Raw genomic sequence first — 15,621 nt, 5'->3', positions numbered from 1 at the left:
ATGACCGCCCCGCAGGGCACGATGAGGCGCTACGGTACCGCGTCCGCGCGCGAGGCTCGCCCCACCCCGCCCCCCTGCCCGCCGACCGGCGTCGGGGTCAGACCGGGAAGTGCGGGTTCCCCGCCGTCAGACGGATGGTGAAGCCGCCCGCGTCCCTGTGGTACGTCACATGGTCGCAACTCTGGTGGCTGATCCACAGGCCCAGCCCGCCGTCGGAACCGTCACCGGCCGGCAGCAGCCCGGCGTACGGGTCCTTGGGGCCCGTCCCCCGATCGTGGACGGTCACCACGATCCGGTCCGGCGCGCGCCACAACCGCAGGCGCACCGGCGGTTCGCCGTGGCGCAGCGCGTTGCTGACCACCTCGCTGACCGCGATGACCAGGCCGTCGAGGCCGTCGGGCGGCAGCAGGCCGCGGTCGGCGGCGCGGACCTCCGCGCGTGCGCGCGCCGGCGTCGGGTCGACCAGCTCGACCAGCGGCGCGGTCCGTTGCACCGGGTCCGTGGGCGCCGGGCGGTACTCGGTCAGGTAACTCGTCGGCTCGGTGTAGAGACCGGCCGGCTCGTGCCCGCCGTCCGGCCGCGCCACCAGCGGATGGGTACGCGCCACATCGGCGAGCACGTGCGCGGGCGTGCCCCGGCGGTCGTAGGCGCAGATGCCCCAGAGCGGGAAGTCGTCGTAGGCGTGGTTGATCGCCGACTCGTAACGCGCCCACCAGTCCCAGGTCGCGCCGAGCAGCACCGGAGGCAGCGCGCCCACCATCCGGATCTGCGCCGCGCCCGCCGCCACGTACGAGGCCAGCAGCTCGCGGTAGGCGCGCAGGGCGACGCTGGGCCGGGCGTAGACGTCGCCGACCGGCAGGAACGTCACATCGGCACCCGGCGGCAGCGCCCGGCGCACCAGTTCGGTGTTGCGCTCGTCCAGGTTCACCGCCGTCGGCTCGCCGGCCGCGACCCCGTCCATCAGGAACGGCAGCGCCACCGCCAGGAACTCCTCGTCGGAGTCGTAGACGAACGCCTCGTGGAAGTAGCCCACGTGGCCGGAGGCCGCGCCGCTCCTCATCCGACGACCTCCACCCGTACCTCGGACAGGCCGAGCAGGTCGACCAGCCGGGCCGGGACCCGGCTCGGGGTGCGCAGCACCGCGACGGCGCCGTGCCGGCGGGCGTGGTCGCGCAGGTGCAGCAGGCTGCGGTGGTCGACGAAACGCAGCCCGGCGGCATCGAACACGACCCGGCCCGCCACCGGCCGCGGGTCGGCCCGTTCCAGCGCGGCGGCGAAGTCCCGGTGGTTGGACGGGTCCAGCTCGCCGGCCAGCGCCACCACCGAGTCGTCGCCGCCGGCGTGCAGCCGGAACAGCACGTCCGCGTTGGTCTCCGGGTGCAGGCAGGCCAGCTCGGCGATCGCCGCGTCGTCCAGCTGCCGGCGGTCGTAGGCGCAGATCGCCGACATCGGCCGGTGCCGCATCCAGTGGTCGATCCGGTGCTCGTAGCGGGCGAACGCGTCCCGCTGGGCGGTGGTGCGGACCAGGCTCGTCGCCTCGGCCAGCACCCGCAGGCCGGTGTGCCCGGCGGTCAGCGCCTCGGTGGTGGCCCGCACGTACGCCCGGACCTGCCGGCCGGGGTCGACGATCTCGTCGTGCCGGTACGCCTCGCCGACGGGAACAAGCCGGAGCGCGTCCCGCCGGCGCGCGGCGTCGACCCCGGGAACCGAGGCCAGCCAGCCGGCGACGGTGGCGCGATCCTCCGGACAAACCACCCAGACCTGCTCACCGGCGGCGAGACCGGCGCTGACCTGCTCGACCGCCAGCGCGCGCAGCGTGGCCGGGTCGTCGTAGGCGAGGCAGCCATGGGTGTAGCCCGGGTACGTCACGCTCCCGCTGGTCACCGGCTCCGCCTCATGGGCGCAGTCTATGCCGCGCCCCCCTGGAGATCGCGCCAGGCCGTGGCCTCGAGTGGCGGGTCACCCAGCTCGAACTCGGCCCAGTTGTTCCAGTACGCGATCGCGTCCACGTCGTTCTGCTGCCGCAGCCAGGTGACGTGCTCCCGGATCGTCCGCGCCCGGCCCGCGCCGGTGGTGTCCGCGGCGATGCGGCTCAGCCCGTACTCGGGCACCAGCAGCCGGATCCCCGGGTACGCGGCGCGCACCTTGCCGAAGGCCACGCCGAACATCCGGGAGGCGGGCCAGTACGCGGCCGTGTCCCGGGAGTAGCAGTCCACGCCGTAGTGGGTCATGCCCGGGTAGCCCCAGTCGGCCGGGTTGCCGCGCCCCTCGTCGAGCCAGTAGCGGGTCACGATCGGCCCGTGCCCGAGCACCCACCGCCGGTTGCGGTGCGCGGCCACGATCTGGGTCACCCGGCTCGCCGTCGCCCGGTACGTCGCCGGTGCCACGTCGCCCATCGGCTCGTGGTACCAGGTCAGGTAGATCGGGCGGGCCACGCCGTCGAGCCAGCCGGCCAGCTGCTCGACGTCGTCCTTCCAGCTGACGTGCATGACGGCCGAGGGCGCGTCGGCGAACTTGCCGGTGGTCAGCGCGGGCAGTTCCGGCAGCGCGTCCGCGTCCGGGCCGTCGGTGCCGAAGTCGCGCATGTAACGGATGCCCGGGTAGTCGGCCACCGCCCGCTGGGTCCGCGCCCCCTTCTCGGCGCTCATCCCGACCAGCAGCGGCACGGTCAGCGTGGTGGTGCCCGTGCCGGTGCGTCCGGCGCCGTCACGCGCCGTCGCGGTCAGCGTCACCGTGCCCCGGCCGGCCAGCACGGTGACTGTGAAGCGGCCCGGTTCGGCGCCGCTCGGTGTGACTGTCACTCCCGGCGAGGCGCTGGCGAGCTGGATCGTCAGCGGGACGCTCAGGTCCACCCGGACCGGGCTGTCCCAGGTGACGCCGGTGGGGTCGCTGACCCGGCCGGCGAGCGTCAGCAGCCGGGAGTCGGGGTGGTAGGCGTCAACCCGGACGGTGGTCGACTGCCCGGGCAGCAGGACGGTGTGGTCGGCGGTGACGGAACGGACGACGGGTGCGGCCATGAGGCTCTCCTTCGACGTGCTTCGCTGCCGCTCCGGCCGCACGTCTTCGGGGGGCCAGAATGGCTCTGACCTGCGCTTTTACCAGCTTGCGTCGGTTCGGCCCCGATCGTCAGGGTGGCCGCAGATGGCGCGAAACCCGCCTCGCCGCCGAGCTGTCCCGCCCACATCCTGGTCCGATGCCGATCATCGTGCGGGACCTGCGCGTACCGGTGGTCAGGGCAGGGGGTGGGAGATGTCGCGGGCGTGGTCGGCCACCGCCGCGCCGACCACCGTCGCGGTCAGCGGCAGCACCTCCAGGCAGCGCCGCACCGCCGCGCCCATCAGCGGGTTCGGCACCCGCATGGACAGCGTGCAGTGCGGCACCCAGCGGCCGGGGCGGTAGTGCTCCACCACCTCGACGCCGGCCCGTGCCAGCCGCTCGTGCACCGCGGCGTGGTGCGCCAGCAGCTCGGCCGTCGGCGCCGGACCGAGCCAGAGCACCCGCCCGAGGAACTGCCCGGCGTGCTGGAACTCCAGCCGCAGCGGCGCGGCCACCACGGTTCCGGCAAGCGCCTCGGCGACGCGGTGCGGGTCCAGGCGGGGCGCGACCGCCAGCGAGAGGTGCGGACGGTGCCGCTGCGCCAGCAGCGACCGCATGCTCGGCACCCCGTCGGACTCCAGCAGATCCCACAGCACCCGGATCCGCCGGGTGGCGTCGGTGTCCAGATACAGCTCCAGCGCCGCGACCACGCGATCACCCTAGAGGCGGGGCCCGCGCCGAGGTTTGCCGGGCACGCTGCGCGGTACTGCCCGAGGGTACGCACGAGACGGCAGGGGAGTGAGGCGCGCGTGGACGCGAAGGACGTGCTGACCGAGGCGTACGGGCGGTTGCCCGATCTGGTGGCCGGGGCGCTCGACGGGCTCGACGCGGCCCAGCTGCGGCAGGCGCCGGCCGACGGGGCGAACCCGGTCGGCTGGCTGGTCTGGCACCTGACCCGGATCCAGGACGACCACGTGGCCGACGTGATGGGCGAGCCGCAGCTCTGGGCCACCGGCGACTGGGCGCCGAAGTGCGGCCTGCGGCCCGATCCCGCCGACACCGGCTTCGGGCACGGCCCGGAGCAGATCGCCGCGGTACGCCCCGAGAACGGCGACGTTCTGCTGGACTACCACCGGGCGGTGGTGGACCGGAGCCTCGCGTACCTGCGCGGGCTGAGCGCGGCCGACCTGGACCGGATCGTGGACGAGAACTGGGATCCGCCGGTGACGCTCGGCGTGCGGCTGGTGAGCGTGCTCGACGACGACTTCCAGCACGTCGGTCAGGCCGCGTACGTGCGCGGGCTCATCCTGCGCTGAGTGCCGCACCGGCCCGGCGCAGCGCGGCGTGCCCGAGCAGGTGACACGCCTGCGCCTCGGGCGAGGTACCGGGGCGCTCGAAGTCCGGCGCCCCGCTGACCCCGGTCACCCGCCCGTACGCGTCGATGCCCCGGGCGGCGGCCGCGAGCAGGTCCGCCCCGACCTCGAACCACGACCGGGCCAGCCACCCGTCGGCCACCCCGCTGAGGGCCGCGTACCCGAGCAGCTGGGCGGTGTTCGCCTCGCGGAACGCGTCCGGCTCGTCCAGCACGTCGGGGAACAGGCCGTCCGCGCCCCGGTACGCGAGGCAGGCGCGCAACACCTCCTCGGCGTGCCCGGCCAGCTCGGCGCGGAGGTCGCCCGGCCGGTCCGGCGCGAGCCGCAGCGCGCGGGCGATCCCGGCGACCACCCAGCCGTTGCCGGTGCCCCAGGGCCCGGGCCGGTCCAGCTCGTCCCGGTCCTCGTCCCAGCGGGCGGCGTACAGGCCGGTACGTGCGTCGTGCAGCCGTCGCCGGTGCCCCTCGACCTGCGCGGCGGCCGCCTCGGTCCGGCCGGTGAGCGCCAGCAGCGGCACCACCATGTAGACCGTGTCCGCCCACACCTGGCGGCCGTCGAGCAGGTGGAACAGCGTGCCGTCGGCCGCCCTCGGCGCCCGGCGGGCCAGCCAGTCGAGCTGGGCGTCCAGCGCCGCCGCGTACCGCCGGTCGCCGGTGCTGCGCGCGGCGTGCCGGACCACCTCGCCGCAGGCGGCGCCGTTCACCGCGCCCACCGAACCGGCCGGCTCGCCGAGCCGCCCGTCCGGCCGTTGCCGGGTCACCGCGGCGTCGGCGACCAGCACGGCGGCCTCGTCCAGGCCCAGGTCGAGCAGCGCCTGCCCGAGGATCCCCTGCTCCCAGGACTCACGCTGCATGGTCAGCAACGCGAGCAGCACCCGGTCGGCGGTGGCGTCCCCGGTCGTCGGCATGGCCGCAGGGATACCCGCCGCGGCGCCGCGCCTCACCCGGACCGGGTGAGTTCGTCTCACCCCCAGGACGGGGACGCTGCGGGACGAGCGGCGTCGGCCGCACCACCGACGAGGAGGCCCGATGAGTGTCTCGGCCGTGGAACACCTGACCCGCGGGACCGCCGGCCGGCACCCGGAGCTGCCCGAGACCACCTCCGGCACCATCCGCCTGGACCTGCGCGACGACGGACACACCGAGCACTGGTACCTGACCGTCGACCGGCAGGACGTCCGGGTGGACCGCCTGGCCGACGAGGCCGACCTGGTGGTCGGCGCGAACCGGGAGGTGTTCGACCGGATCGCGGCGGGGTGCCTGCACCCGGCCGCCGCGCTGCTGCGCAACGACCTCGTCGCGCAGGGCGACCTCAGACTGTTGATGACGCTGCGCCGGATCTTCCCCGGCCCGCCGGACGCGCGGGATCCCCGCGACGTGGCCGACCGGCGGGCGGCGGCCCGATGAGGCAGGAGCTGGTCCACGTCGTCGCCGGCAACGCGTTCGCGATGAGCGACGCGCAGGGCGACATGGAGCGCGACCCGTCCGCCCCGATCGGCCTGTTCTCCTTCGACACCCGGTTCCTGTCCCACTGGGTGCTCACCGTCGACGGCGAGCGGCTGCACGCGCTGTCCCGCGACGACCTGACCTACTTCGAGACCCGCTTCGTGCTGGTGCCCGGCGCGGCCAGCCACTACGTGGACGCCGACGTCTCGGTGATCCGGCACCGCTCGATCGACGAGGCGTACCACGAGAGCCTCACGGTGCTGAACCACTCGGCCGAACCCGCCCAGTACACGGTGCGGGTGGAGATGGCTGCCGACTTCGCCGACACCTCCGAGATCCTGCGGCCCGGCCCGCGGCGCCCGACGGTCGTCCCGGAGCCGGAGCACCAGCGGCTGCGGATCCGGTACGAGCGCGGACGGTTCGCGCGGGAGACGTGTGTCTCCAGCACCGTCCCGGCCGAGGTGGACCCGCGGGGGATGACCTTCCGGATCCGTGTCGAACCGCAGGGCAAGTGGCACGTCGACCTGCACGTCGTCATGATCATCCAGGGTGCCGGAGGGCGGGACCTGCGGGCCGGCATCGAGTCGCACCGCCGGCACGTCCGGCAGGACATGCGCGACGAGCTCGAGCGGTGGCTCGACCGGGCGCCGCACCTGTTCGCCGACCGGCCCGCGCTGTCCGCCGTGTACCGGCAGGCGCTGACCGACCTGGCCGCCCTGCGCTACATGCCGCTGGCCTACACCGACCGGGTGCCGGTCGGCGGGATGCCGTGGGCGATGACGCTGTACGGGCGGGACGCGCTGATCACCTGCCTCCAGACGCTCGCGTTCACGCCCGAGCTGACCCCGGGCACGCTGCGCATGCTGGCGATGCTGCAGGGCGGCCGGCTCGACGACCGGCGTGAGGAGGAGCCCGGCAAGATCGTCGCCGAGCTGCGGTACGGCGAGGCGGCCGCGTTCGACGAGCAGCCGACGGCGCTCTACTACGGCGCGGCCGACACCACGCCGCTGTTCGTGATCCTGCTCGACGAGTACGAACGCTGGACCGGCGACGCCGACCTGATCCACGAGTTGCGGCACCCGGCCCGGATGGCGCTGGACTGGCTGACCCGGTACGGCGACCTGTGCGGCGACGGCTACCTGCGCTACCTGCCGCGCAACACGGTCAACGGGGTGGCGAACCAGACCTGGCGCAACTCGCCCGAGGCCATCGTCGACCGGCACGGCGTCCAGCCGCCGTACCCGCGCGCCACCTGCGAGCTTCAGGGGTACGCGTACGACGCGCGGATCCGGGGCGCCCGCCTGGCCCGGGAGTTCTGGGGTGACCCGGCCTACGCCGAGCGCCTGGAGGCCGACGCCGCGCGGCTGCGGGAACGGTTCAACAGCGACTTCTGGCTGCCGCAGCGGGGCTACTACGCGCTCGCGCTCACCCCGGACGGCGAGCCGGTCGACGCGCTCACCTCGCACCTCGGGCACCTGCTGTGGAGCGGCATCGTGGAGCCGGACCGGGCCGACGCGGTGGCCGGGCACCTGTGCGGGGAGGACCTGTTCTCCGGCTGGGGCGTGCGCACGTACGCGCAGGGGCAACTGCCGTACAACCCGGTCGGCGCGCACCTCGGCGCGGTGTGGCCGTCGGACAACGCGATCGTCGCGGCGGGCCTGCGGCGGTACGGCTACGACGAGGAGGCGGCCGACGTCGTCGCCGGCGTGTTCGCGATGGCGGAGACGCTCGGCGGTTCGGTCCCGGAGTCCATCGCCGGCTATCCCCGCACGCTGACCAAGTATCCGGTCCAGTTGCCGGACGCCGGGCGACCGCAGTCGTGGGCCTCGGGCGGGCTGCTGATGCTGCTGGCGACCATGCTGGGGCTGCGGCCGTGCGGGGAGAACCTGCTGGTGAATCCGTCCGTCCCGGCCGGTTTCGGACGGATCGAGCTGCTGGACGTGCCGGGCCGGTGGGGACGGGCCGACTCGTACGGCCGGGAACGCGGCGCGGGCCGGCGGATGCGCGTGGGGGAGCCGGCCCACCGGGCCGCCTGACCCGCTGACCCGACGGGCCGCTCAGCCCGAGCCGGTGGTCTCCCGCATCGCCGGCTCGGACCCGGCCGGTCCGGAGTCGGCCGGATCGGACCCGGTCGGCTCGGACATCGGCGGCTGCGCCGGCCCGGCCGCCGACGGATCGGCGCGCCCGATCCGGGCGAGCAGCCGGTCCACGCCCACGAACAGCAGGCCCAGCAGCCAGAACACCGCGGCGAACCCGGTCGCGCTGATCGCCACCCCGGCGTAGCCCAGCTCGCCCGCGTCGATGAACGGGTACGGGTAGCGGTCCACGATCAGGCCACGTACCAGCGCGAACCCGAGGTACCCGAGCGGGAACACCAGCCACCAGGCGGCGTACCGGGGGCGCAGCCAGCCGCGCCTGTCGAACAGCGCCCAGTCGGCGACCGCCAGCAGCGGCACCACCGTGTGCAGGAACTGGTTGCCCCACCACTCGCCCGGTTGCCGGTCCGGCTGGGTCATGGCGAACGGGCTGGCCGGGTTGGCCAGCACCAGGTGGTAGACGGTGCCGGTGATGGTGATGTAGAGGGTCACCGCTCCCTTGAGGACGCTCGGCGGCTCCGGCCGGCCGCGCAGCGCGCACCAGGCGGCGTACCCGGCGAGGACGCCGACCGCGACGTTGCTCTGGATGGTGAAGTACGGCAGCAGGCCGGTCACCGTGGCCGGGCCGAGCGCGGTGAGCACGATGCCGGCCAGCACGGCGAGCACCAGGGTGAGGCGGAGGAGGATCGCCGGTAGACGGCGCCGGGGGGTCACGGGGGCAAGCTACCAGCCGGTTGTCAGCCGGTACGCCGCCCGGGCGGGGTGCCGGACGGCCGCTTGGCCTGCCCCGACGGGAGCACGTCCGGGCCCGGCGGGCCGCCGGACGGGTGGACCGGACGCTCGGTCCTGCCGCCGCCCCGCTCGTCGCCGGCCTTTCCCGGCGGATCGTCGTCGCCCAGGAGCCCGGCGCAGTAGTCCGGCACCCGGTCGCGGCCGCCGGCGGCGCTGACGAGGTCGCCGAAGGCGGGCGTGCTCAGGGCGCGGCCCCGTTCCGGTTCGGCGACGGCCCGGTACGCGACGCACAGGCCGGACGGTTCGGACGGCTGTGGTTCCCCGGGCGCCGGTGAGACGGCCGGTCGACTGGGGCGGTCCGGCGGCGTGGGCGGTGCGGTGACGACCGGCGGCGCCGCCGGGCGGACGGCGCGCGGCAGGTTCCCGGTGGCGGCGAGCGCGACGCCGCCGGTCAGGGACGCGGCGAGCGCGGTCACCGCTACCCGGACGCCGAGCCGGGCCGGGACGCCGAACCGGGCGCCGCGACGACGGCCCGACCGCCGGCCCGACCTGAACGCCGCGACCGCTGCCGCCTCCCCGTCGAGTTCGCCCGCGCCGGGCGCGGCCCGGACCGCGGCCAGTACGGCCACCAGCCGCGGCGGAGCGGACGAGGTGTCGCCGGGGCGCCCGGCGAGCAGCCGCTCGACGGTTTCCTGGTCCAGGCCGGATGCGTCCATCTCGTGACCCTCAGCGCCGCCACCCGGCCCCGCGTCACACCCCGGCCCGGCGGAACCCTGGTGAGCCCGGTCACCCCGCGCCGGTCACGACCCGGATCGCATCTCCGGTTGCCGATGTCCGGCGGTCGCGGTGAACTGAATTACATGGGTGTCATCAAGGTGGGCACGTCCTCGTGGGCCGACCAGATGCTGGTCCGCTCCGGTTGGTATCCGCGCGGTGTGAACACGCCAGCCGGCCGGCTGGGCTTCTACGCCGAGCGCTTCGGACTGGTCGAGGTGGACACGTCGTACTACGCCGTGCCGGTGCCGGAGACCACCGCGGCGTGGGCGGACGCCACCCCGGACGGGTTCACCTTCGACGTCAAGGCGTTCCGCCTGTTCACCGGCCACCACACGCCGATCGACGCGTTGCCGAAGGACCTGCGTCCGGTCGGCGGCCCGAGCCGGATCCGCTGGCGCGACCTGCCCGCCGGGGCGTACGACGAGCTGTGGGACCGGTTCCACGCGGCGCTGGCGCCGCTCGCGGCGGCCGACCGGCTCGGCGCCGTGCTGTTGCAGTTCCCGCCGTGGCTGGCCCGCGGTGAGGCGGCCCGGCGGCGGATCCTGGACGCCGCACGGCGTTGCCGTCCCTGGCCGGTCACCGTCGAGCTGCGGCACTCGTCCTGGTTCGACGGGGACGCGATGGCCGAGACCGTGACGTTCCTGCGCGAGCACGACCTCGGGTACGCCTGTGTGGACATGCCGCAGGGGCACGTCTCCTCGGTGCCGCCGGTCCTTGTCGCCACCACCGATCTGGCCGTGATCCGGTTCCACGGGCACAGCGCGGCCTGGGAGAGCGGGGACAAGCAGGAGCGGTTCCGCTACGCCTACGGCGAGCAGGAACTGCGGCACTGGTCGGTGCTGCTGCGCGAGCTGGCCGACGACTGCGCCGAGCTGCACGTGCTGATGAACAACTGCTGCGGCGACCAGGCCCAGCGGGACGCCGCCCGCCTGGCCGGCCTGCTCGGCGTCGCGCCCGCCGCCGCGCGCGCCTGAGGTTTTCCCGGCCGCCTCCCGGGTACCGCCGGGTTCATGGACGACCGCGAAGGGGGATCTGTGGAGCAGCGGCGCGGCGAGGACGAGCGGGACCCGCGAGCGACCCGGGAGGCCGAGGAGGCGCACGGCGGCAGCATGGCGCCGGGCCTGGTGGACGACACCGGGCACCCGGTGGCCGAGTCACCGGTGCCGGACAACGAGCCGTCGGCGCCGGGCGAGGACGGCACCGGCTCCTGACGGCCTAGGGACGCGTCTCCGGGCGCATCCCGGTCGCCTCCTCCAGCGCGTTGTCGCCGAGGTCGCCGTCCGCGCGGTCGTCCGGGAACGTCCGTCCCGACGGCGCCGGATCCGGCGGCGCGCCCGGCCCGGCCACCGGCGTCCGGGTCGGTTCGACGTTTCCGAACCCGTGCCGGCCCGCCTTCGGCCCACCCGGCCCGGCGCCGGCCGCCCGCCGCTCACCGAGCCGGCCCTCGGGCACGGCGGTCTCCTCGCTGCCCTCGTCCATCGGGTCGTCGTCGCCCGCGCCCCACGGCGCGTCGGCGTCGAAGCCGCCGGTGCTGCCCCACGGCGCGGCCGACTCCGGCCCGCGCCCGGCACCCGGCCGGTTCCTGCTGGTCATGGTCACCTCACCTGGCTGCTGTGCCCGCGCCGCCCGTCGGCGGCCGGTCCGGTTCCGGTGCACCGCGCGGCCGGCGACCCACCCCGATGTGGGTCGCCGGCCGCGCGGTGGTCAACGGGCGGCCCCGACCAGGGAACGTCCGGCCGCGCCCACGGCGGCCACCTTGCCGATGTTCTTCGGCGCCGACATGATGCCGCCCGCGCGGTCCAGCATGCCCCGGAACACCTGCCCCGGTTTCTGCTGCTCGCCCATGTACGCCGACACCACGACGAGCGCGCCGGTCATCGCCGGCACCGCCCACTGGAGCAGCTTCATCTGCCGCTGACTGGCGGCGACGTTCGCCGGGGTGTGGTGGTTGGGCTCGGTGGTCCCCTCGACCGGCGGCCCGCCGGCCTTCTCCAGCCGCATGCCCACCAGCCGGCTGTAGCCGGTCACCGCCAGCGCGCCGAGCGTCAGCGCGGTCTTCACCGCGCTCATCTTCCCCACGCCTGCCTGGCGGGCCATGCGCGGGCTCTCGGTGACCAGCTCGCCGACCGCGCCGGCCAGGTGCGCGCCGATCGCCGCCGCGTTGACCGGTGTCCACCGCGCCCACCCGGCCGAGGCCACCGGCAGCCGCTCGGTCGTGTCGTTGATCCGCGCCGCCGCGCCGTTGACGCCCAGCGCCCCCATCAGGGAGCCGCCGAACCAGGCCGCCAGGCCCAGGTCGTGCATCGAGCGCAGCGTGGTGTGCCGTTCTGACATCAGATCCCCCTCCGCCGTGTTCGGGCGGTGCGGCATACCCACGATCGGGCGACTCACGCCCGGGCGTGGCTCCCCGTCGGGAGCTCAGCGCCGGGGGAGCGTGCCCGCGAACGCGGCGATCCGGGCGGCCAGCGGCGCCGACGCGCGTACCCAGGTGAAGTGGTCCAGCGGCGCCCCCGCCTCGGCGACCGTGTAGCGGTGCCTCGTCACGGGTGCCTCGGCCAGCTTCTCGCAGAGGTGGTCGAGCGTCTCGTGCGGCGTGTACTGGTCGTCGTCGACGCTGACCGCGAGCACCGGCGTCCGGATCCGCCGCACGGCGGCCTCCGTGTCCACCCCGTCCAGCGCCGGGAACCGGCCGGTGCGGGCGGTGTGCGCCCAGTCCCGGATCACGCCGGCGGCCTGTCGGCCGCCGAAGCCCCAGCCGGGCCAGACGCCGAGGAGCCGGGCCGTCGCCGCGATCCCCTGGGTGTACGGCAGCACGCCCCACCCGCGCAGACCCGGGTACCGCCGCCACCACGGCAGCCCCACCGCCACCAGGGCCAGCCCGTCCACCCGGTCGGCGTCGTGCAGCGCCTGGTGCAGCACCGCGACCTGGCCGCCGAGGGAGTGCCCGAGCAGCAGCCGGGTACGGCCGTCCAGCCGGGGCTTGAGCGCGTCGAGCACGGCGCCGATGTCGGTGGCCATCTCCTGGTAGCCGTACCGGCAGGCGCGCGACGGGGTCGGGGTGCTCTCGCCGGTGCCGCGCAGGTCGGCGACGATCACCGCGAGCCCGGCGTCGCGCAGCGCCGCGGCGAACGGCCGGTAGTAGCGGGCGCGCACGCCCATCGCGGGCCAGATCAGCACCACCGGCGCGCCGGGCGGACCGGCCGGCTCCGGGTAGACCTGCACGCCGATGCGTGCGCCGTCGACGTCCACGAACTCCTGGGTGTAGTCCCCGCTCACCCGGACCAGCCTACGGCCCTAACCTACCGACGGGTAGTAAGGGGTGTCCGCGTCCGCTGCGCCGGCACGCCTGCGCGGCGGCCGACGGCCCCGGTGCGTCGCGGCCGGCACGCGTGCAGCGGGTGCGCGCCCGCCTCACGCCACCGCCGGTGCGGGCCGGGCCGCGCTGGTCAGCGCACCGTAGACCGCACCGAGCTGCTCGGCGCAGCGTTTCCAGGAGTACCGGCTGCGGACGCGGTCGAGCGCGGCGGTGGCGTACGCGAACCGGCGCACGTTGTCGCCGAGCAGCCGGCGCAGCGCGGTGCCGAGCGCGCGGGGGTCACGCGGCGGCACTAGGTCGCCGGTGAGCCCGTCCACCACGCTGTCGGCGATGCCGCCCACGTTCGTGCCGATCACCGGCACGCCGCAGGCCATGCCCTCCAACGGGGTGAGCCCGAACGGCTCGTACCAGGGTGCGGCCACGAGCACGTCCGCCGACCGGTACCAGGCGGCCATCTCCTCGCGCGGCACGCCGCCGAGCAGCCGTACCCGGTCGGCCACGCCGCACGAGTCGGCGAGCGCGGACAGCCGGCGGGCGAACGTGTCGGCGGGCAGCAGGTGGGCCGGCGGGCCGCCGACGATCACACACTCCGCGTCCGGCACCGCGGGCAGCGCCCGGACCACGTCCAGGAAGCCCTTGCGCTCGACCATCCGCCCGACGGTGAGGATGCGCGGGCGGGCCGGGTCGCGGGGCGCGACCGGACCGTTCGGGCGGAACACCGCCTCGTTGACGCCGGACGGGACCAGGGCCATCCGGGACCGGGGTACGCCCATCCGGACCAGTTCGGCGACCTCGTCCGAGCCCTGCACGACGACCCGGTCCACCGCCCGGCCGAGTGCCCGCTCGTAACCGGCGCGCCCCGGTGGACTGGTGTCCCGGGTGCTCTGGTGACGGCGCTTGACGGTGCCGAGCGCGTGGTACGTCAGCACCGTCGGCACCCCGGTGCGGCGGCCGGCGTGCACAGTGGCCAGTCCGCTCATCCAGAAGTGCGCGTGCGCCACGTCCGGGGTCCAGCCGCCGTGCCGCCAGGTGTCGGCCAGCCGGCTGCCGAACTCGCCCATGTACGGCAGCAGGTCGTCCTTCGGCACCCGCCGGGCGGGACCGGCCGGCACGTGGCACACCTGGTAGCCGTCCGCCGCGCTGACCACCTCGGGCAGCGCCGGGGAGTCGCGGCGGGTGTAGACGCGGACGTCGTGGCCGGCAACGGTGAGCGCGGACGCGAGTTCCGCCACGTGCGTGTTCTGGCCGCCCGCGTCCTCCTCGCCGGGGGCGGCGAGCGGGCTGGCGTGCTGGGAAATCATCGCGATGCGCATGTTCTCGTCCTCCAGGATCCGGTCCCAGTCGGCGAGGAAGCGGTCCGGACCGGACCGCTCCTTCGCCACCTCGCGTGCCCGTGCGCCGAGCCGGTACGCGGCGTCGGCGTCCCCGGTCAGCCGGCGCGCGACCGCCACGAGCGTGTCGACTCGGGTGGCCGGCGCCCCGGCGTCCGGTGGGGCGGCGTCCACCGCTTCCGTGGTGGCCGGAAGGTCGCGTTGATGCCGGGGATGCGCATGGAGGACCCCTACCCTCGGCTTGCGCCCCTAACCAGGAGATCGTCGACTTCACCGCGGGGCGTCAGCCCGGCAGCATCCCGGGGCCGAACACCTCGTAGGCGATCCGCTCGGCCGGCACACCCCGGCGCAGCAGGTTGCCCCGGACCAGGTTCATGAACGCGACCGGGCCGCACAGGTGCGCGGCGACCCCGGTGGGCAGCGGGAGCCGGTCGGGGTCGATCAGCCCGGCGGACACCTCCGCCTTCAGGCCGGGCAGGTCGGCACCGGCGGCGTCGAGGTACCAGAGGTGGACGGCCAGGTTCGGCAGCCGTTGCTGCAGCGCGGGCAGTTCCGCGCGCAGCGCGTGCGCCTCGGCGTCCCGGTCGGCGTGCGCCAGCGTCACCCGGCGTCCGGGGTCCCGGTCGGCCAGGTGGGCCAGCGCCGCCATCGCCGGGGTGAGCCCGATACCGGCGCTGACCAGCAGCAGCGGCCCGTCGCCGCCGGTGGCGTCGACCTCGCCGAACGCCGGGCTCAGCCGCAGCGTGTCGCCGACGGACACCCGCTCGTGCAGGTGGCCGGAGACCATGCCGTCGGGCGCGCCGCCCTCGCCGCGTACCCGCTTCACGGTGATCCGCCAGGTGTCGGCGCCGGGGCGGCCGGAGAGGCTGTACTGGCGGATCTGCTGTCCCCGGCCTCCGTCCAGGTCGACAGCGACCGAGACGTACCGGCCGGGGGTGAAGCCGGGCGCGGCGCCGCCGCCGGCCGGCGCGAGGGTGAGCGAGACGACGTCGGCGCTCTCCCGGGCCCGGCCGGTCACCCGCCAGTCCTGCCACACCGGACCGCCCTCGGGCACGCCGGCGCCCGCGTAGAGCCGCGCCTCGCGGGCGATCAGCTCGCAGGCCAGCAGCCAGTAGACCTCGTCCCAGGCAGCGGCCACCTCCGGGGTGACGGCGTCGGCGAGCACCTCGCCGACGGCGGCGAGCAGGTGCCGGCCGACGATCGGGTACTGGGTGGCGGTGATGCCGAGCGAGGCGTGCTTGTGCGCGATCCGGTCCAGGACCGGCCCCCACGGCATGCCGGTCTCGCCGGTCAGGTGCGCCGCGTACGCGACCACCGCCGAGGCGAGCGCCGCCTTCTGCGCCCCGGTGGCCTGGTTGCCCCGGTTGAACAGGTCCAGCAGGTCCGGGTGGGCGTCGAACATGCGCTGGTAGAAGCGGCCGGTGATGGCCTCGCCGTGCGCCCGTACGACGGGCAGGGTGGCGGTCACCACAGCTGCTGAGGATTGCGTGAGCACTACCGAATCTCCTTCTGGGA

At 75.3% G+C, this 15,621-nt stretch carries 17 protein-coding genes; 5 read left to right on the top strand and 12 right to left on the bottom strand.

The window, feature by feature from the left end:
* Positions 1-97: 97 nt before the first annotated feature.
* The 4 genes from O7604_RS29425 to O7604_RS29410 form a co-directional block, all read right to left on the bottom strand.
* Complete coding sequence (locus O7604_RS29425; protein WP_281578446.1) at positions 98-1,060, bottom strand: anti-sigma factor RsbA family regulatory protein; 963 nt, start codon at positions 1,058-1,060, stop codon at positions 98-100.
* Positions 1,057-1,884 (bottom strand): MEDS domain-containing protein, encoded by an 828-nt coding sequence (locus O7604_RS29420; RefSeq protein ID WP_281578445.1) that lies wholly within the window; start codon positions 1,882-1,884, stop codon positions 1,057-1,059. The genes O7604_RS29425 and O7604_RS29420 overlap by 4 nt, the downstream gene beginning before the upstream one ends.
* A 23-nt stretch (positions 1,885-1,907) precedes the next feature.
* Positions 1,908-3,017, bottom strand: a complete 1,110-nt coding sequence (locus O7604_RS29415) for a hypothetical protein (RefSeq protein ID WP_269700790.1) — start codon at positions 3,015-3,017, stop codon at positions 1,908-1,910.
* A gap of 213 nt (positions 3,018-3,230) precedes the next feature.
* Positions 3,231-3,746: a 2'-5' RNA ligase family protein gene (locus O7604_RS29410; RefSeq protein ID WP_281578444.1), complete on the bottom strand. Its 516-nt coding sequence runs from the start codon at positions 3,744-3,746 to the stop codon at positions 3,231-3,233.
* Between the two features lie 99 nt (positions 3,747-3,845).
* Between O7604_RS29410 and O7604_RS29405 the strand changes: the two genes are divergently transcribed.
* Positions 3,846-4,352, top strand: a complete 507-nt coding sequence (locus O7604_RS29405) for a DinB family protein (protein ID WP_281578443.1) — start codon at positions 3,846-3,848, stop codon at positions 4,350-4,352.
* On the opposite strand, the gene O7604_RS29400 is transcribed toward O7604_RS29405, so the two are convergent.
* Positions 4,339-5,316, bottom strand: a complete 978-nt coding sequence (locus O7604_RS29400; RefSeq protein ID WP_281578442.1) for a glycoside hydrolase family 88 protein — start codon at positions 5,314-5,316, stop codon at positions 4,339-4,341. The two genes, O7604_RS29405 and O7604_RS29400, sit on opposite strands and share 14 nt — an antisense overlap.
* 121 nt (positions 5,317-5,437) lie before the next feature.
* Here O7604_RS29400 and O7604_RS29395 point away from each other — a divergent pair, with 121 nt between their 5' ends.
* Together O7604_RS29395 and O7604_RS29390 are read left to right on the top strand one after the other, a co-directional pair.
* Positions 5,438-5,815 (top strand): SCP2 sterol-binding domain-containing protein, encoded by a 378-nt coding sequence (locus tag O7604_RS29395; protein WP_269700783.1) that lies wholly within the window; start codon positions 5,438-5,440, stop codon positions 5,813-5,815.
* Positions 5,812-7,890, top strand: a complete 2,079-nt coding sequence (locus tag O7604_RS29390) for a glycogen debranching N-terminal domain-containing protein (protein WP_281578441.1) — start codon at positions 5,812-5,814, stop codon at positions 7,888-7,890. The genes O7604_RS29395 and O7604_RS29390 overlap by 4 nt, the downstream gene beginning before the upstream one ends.
* Before the next feature lie 21 nt (positions 7,891-7,911).
* Here the strand turns inward: O7604_RS29390 and O7604_RS29385 are convergent, their stop codons facing one another.
* Both O7604_RS29385 and O7604_RS29380 read right to left on the bottom strand, forming a co-directional pair.
* Positions 7,912-8,664, bottom strand: coding sequence for a Pr6Pr family membrane protein (locus O7604_RS29385; protein ID WP_281578440.1), 753 nt, complete (start codon positions 8,662-8,664; stop codon positions 7,912-7,914).
* A gap of 23 nt (positions 8,665-8,687) precedes the next feature.
* Positions 8,688-9,398, bottom strand: a complete 711-nt coding sequence (locus O7604_RS29380) for a hypothetical protein (protein ID WP_281578439.1) — start codon at positions 9,396-9,398, stop codon at positions 8,688-8,690.
* A gap of 144 nt (positions 9,399-9,542) precedes the next feature.
* On the opposite strand from O7604_RS29380, the gene O7604_RS29375 reads away from it, so the two are divergent.
* Together O7604_RS29375 and O7604_RS29370 are read left to right on the top strand one after the other, a co-directional pair.
* Positions 9,543-10,433 carry a DUF72 domain-containing protein gene (locus tag O7604_RS29375; RefSeq protein WP_269700776.1) on the top strand — a complete coding sequence of 297 codons (891 nt, stop codon included), beginning with the start codon at positions 9,543-9,545 and terminating at the stop codon, positions 10,431-10,433.
* Between the two features lie 60 nt (positions 10,434-10,493).
* Entirely contained in the window at positions 10,494-10,670 is a 177-nt protein-coding gene (locus O7604_RS29370; RefSeq protein WP_281578438.1) for a GTPase activator, read from the top strand.
* A gap of 4 nt (positions 10,671-10,674) precedes the next feature.
* On the opposite strand, the gene O7604_RS29365 is transcribed toward O7604_RS29370, so the two are convergent.
* The 5 genes from O7604_RS29365 to O7604_RS29345 form a co-directional block, all read right to left on the bottom strand.
* Positions 10,675-11,052: a hypothetical protein gene (locus O7604_RS29365; RefSeq protein ID WP_269700773.1), complete on the bottom strand. Its 378-nt coding sequence runs from the start codon at positions 11,050-11,052 to the stop codon at positions 10,675-10,677.
* Between the two features lie 111 nt (positions 11,053-11,163).
* Complete coding sequence (locus O7604_RS29360; protein ID WP_281578437.1) at positions 11,164-11,793, bottom strand: hypothetical protein; 630 nt, start codon at positions 11,791-11,793, stop codon at positions 11,164-11,166.
* Between the two features lie 84 nt (positions 11,794-11,877).
* The gene (locus O7604_RS29355) at positions 11,878-12,735 is read right to left on the bottom strand and encodes an alpha/beta fold hydrolase (RefSeq protein ID WP_269700769.1); all 858 of its coding nucleotides are present in this window, start codon (positions 12,733-12,735) and stop codon (positions 11,878-11,880) included.
* Positions 12,736-12,870: 135 nt separating this feature from the next.
* Positions 12,871-14,088, bottom strand: coding sequence for a glycosyltransferase (locus O7604_RS29350; RefSeq protein WP_269706876.1), 1,218 nt, complete (start codon positions 14,086-14,088; stop codon positions 12,871-12,873).
* Positions 14,089-14,389: 301 nt separating this feature from the next.
* Positions 14,390-15,601 carry a globin domain-containing protein gene (locus tag O7604_RS29345; RefSeq protein ID WP_269700767.1) on the bottom strand — a complete coding sequence of 404 codons (1,212 nt, stop codon included), beginning with the start codon at positions 15,599-15,601 and terminating at the stop codon, positions 14,390-14,392.
* Between the last annotated feature and the right edge of the window lie 20 nt (positions 15,602-15,621).

The sequence above is a fragment of the Micromonospora sp. WMMA1947 genome, assembly GCF_027497355.1.
Taxonomy (GTDB): domain Bacteria; phylum Actinomycetota; class Actinomycetes; order Mycobacteriales; family Micromonosporaceae; genus Micromonospora.
The sequence above is the reverse complement of the archived record's forward strand: the minus strand, read 5'-3'. Positions and strand labels throughout refer to the sequence as shown.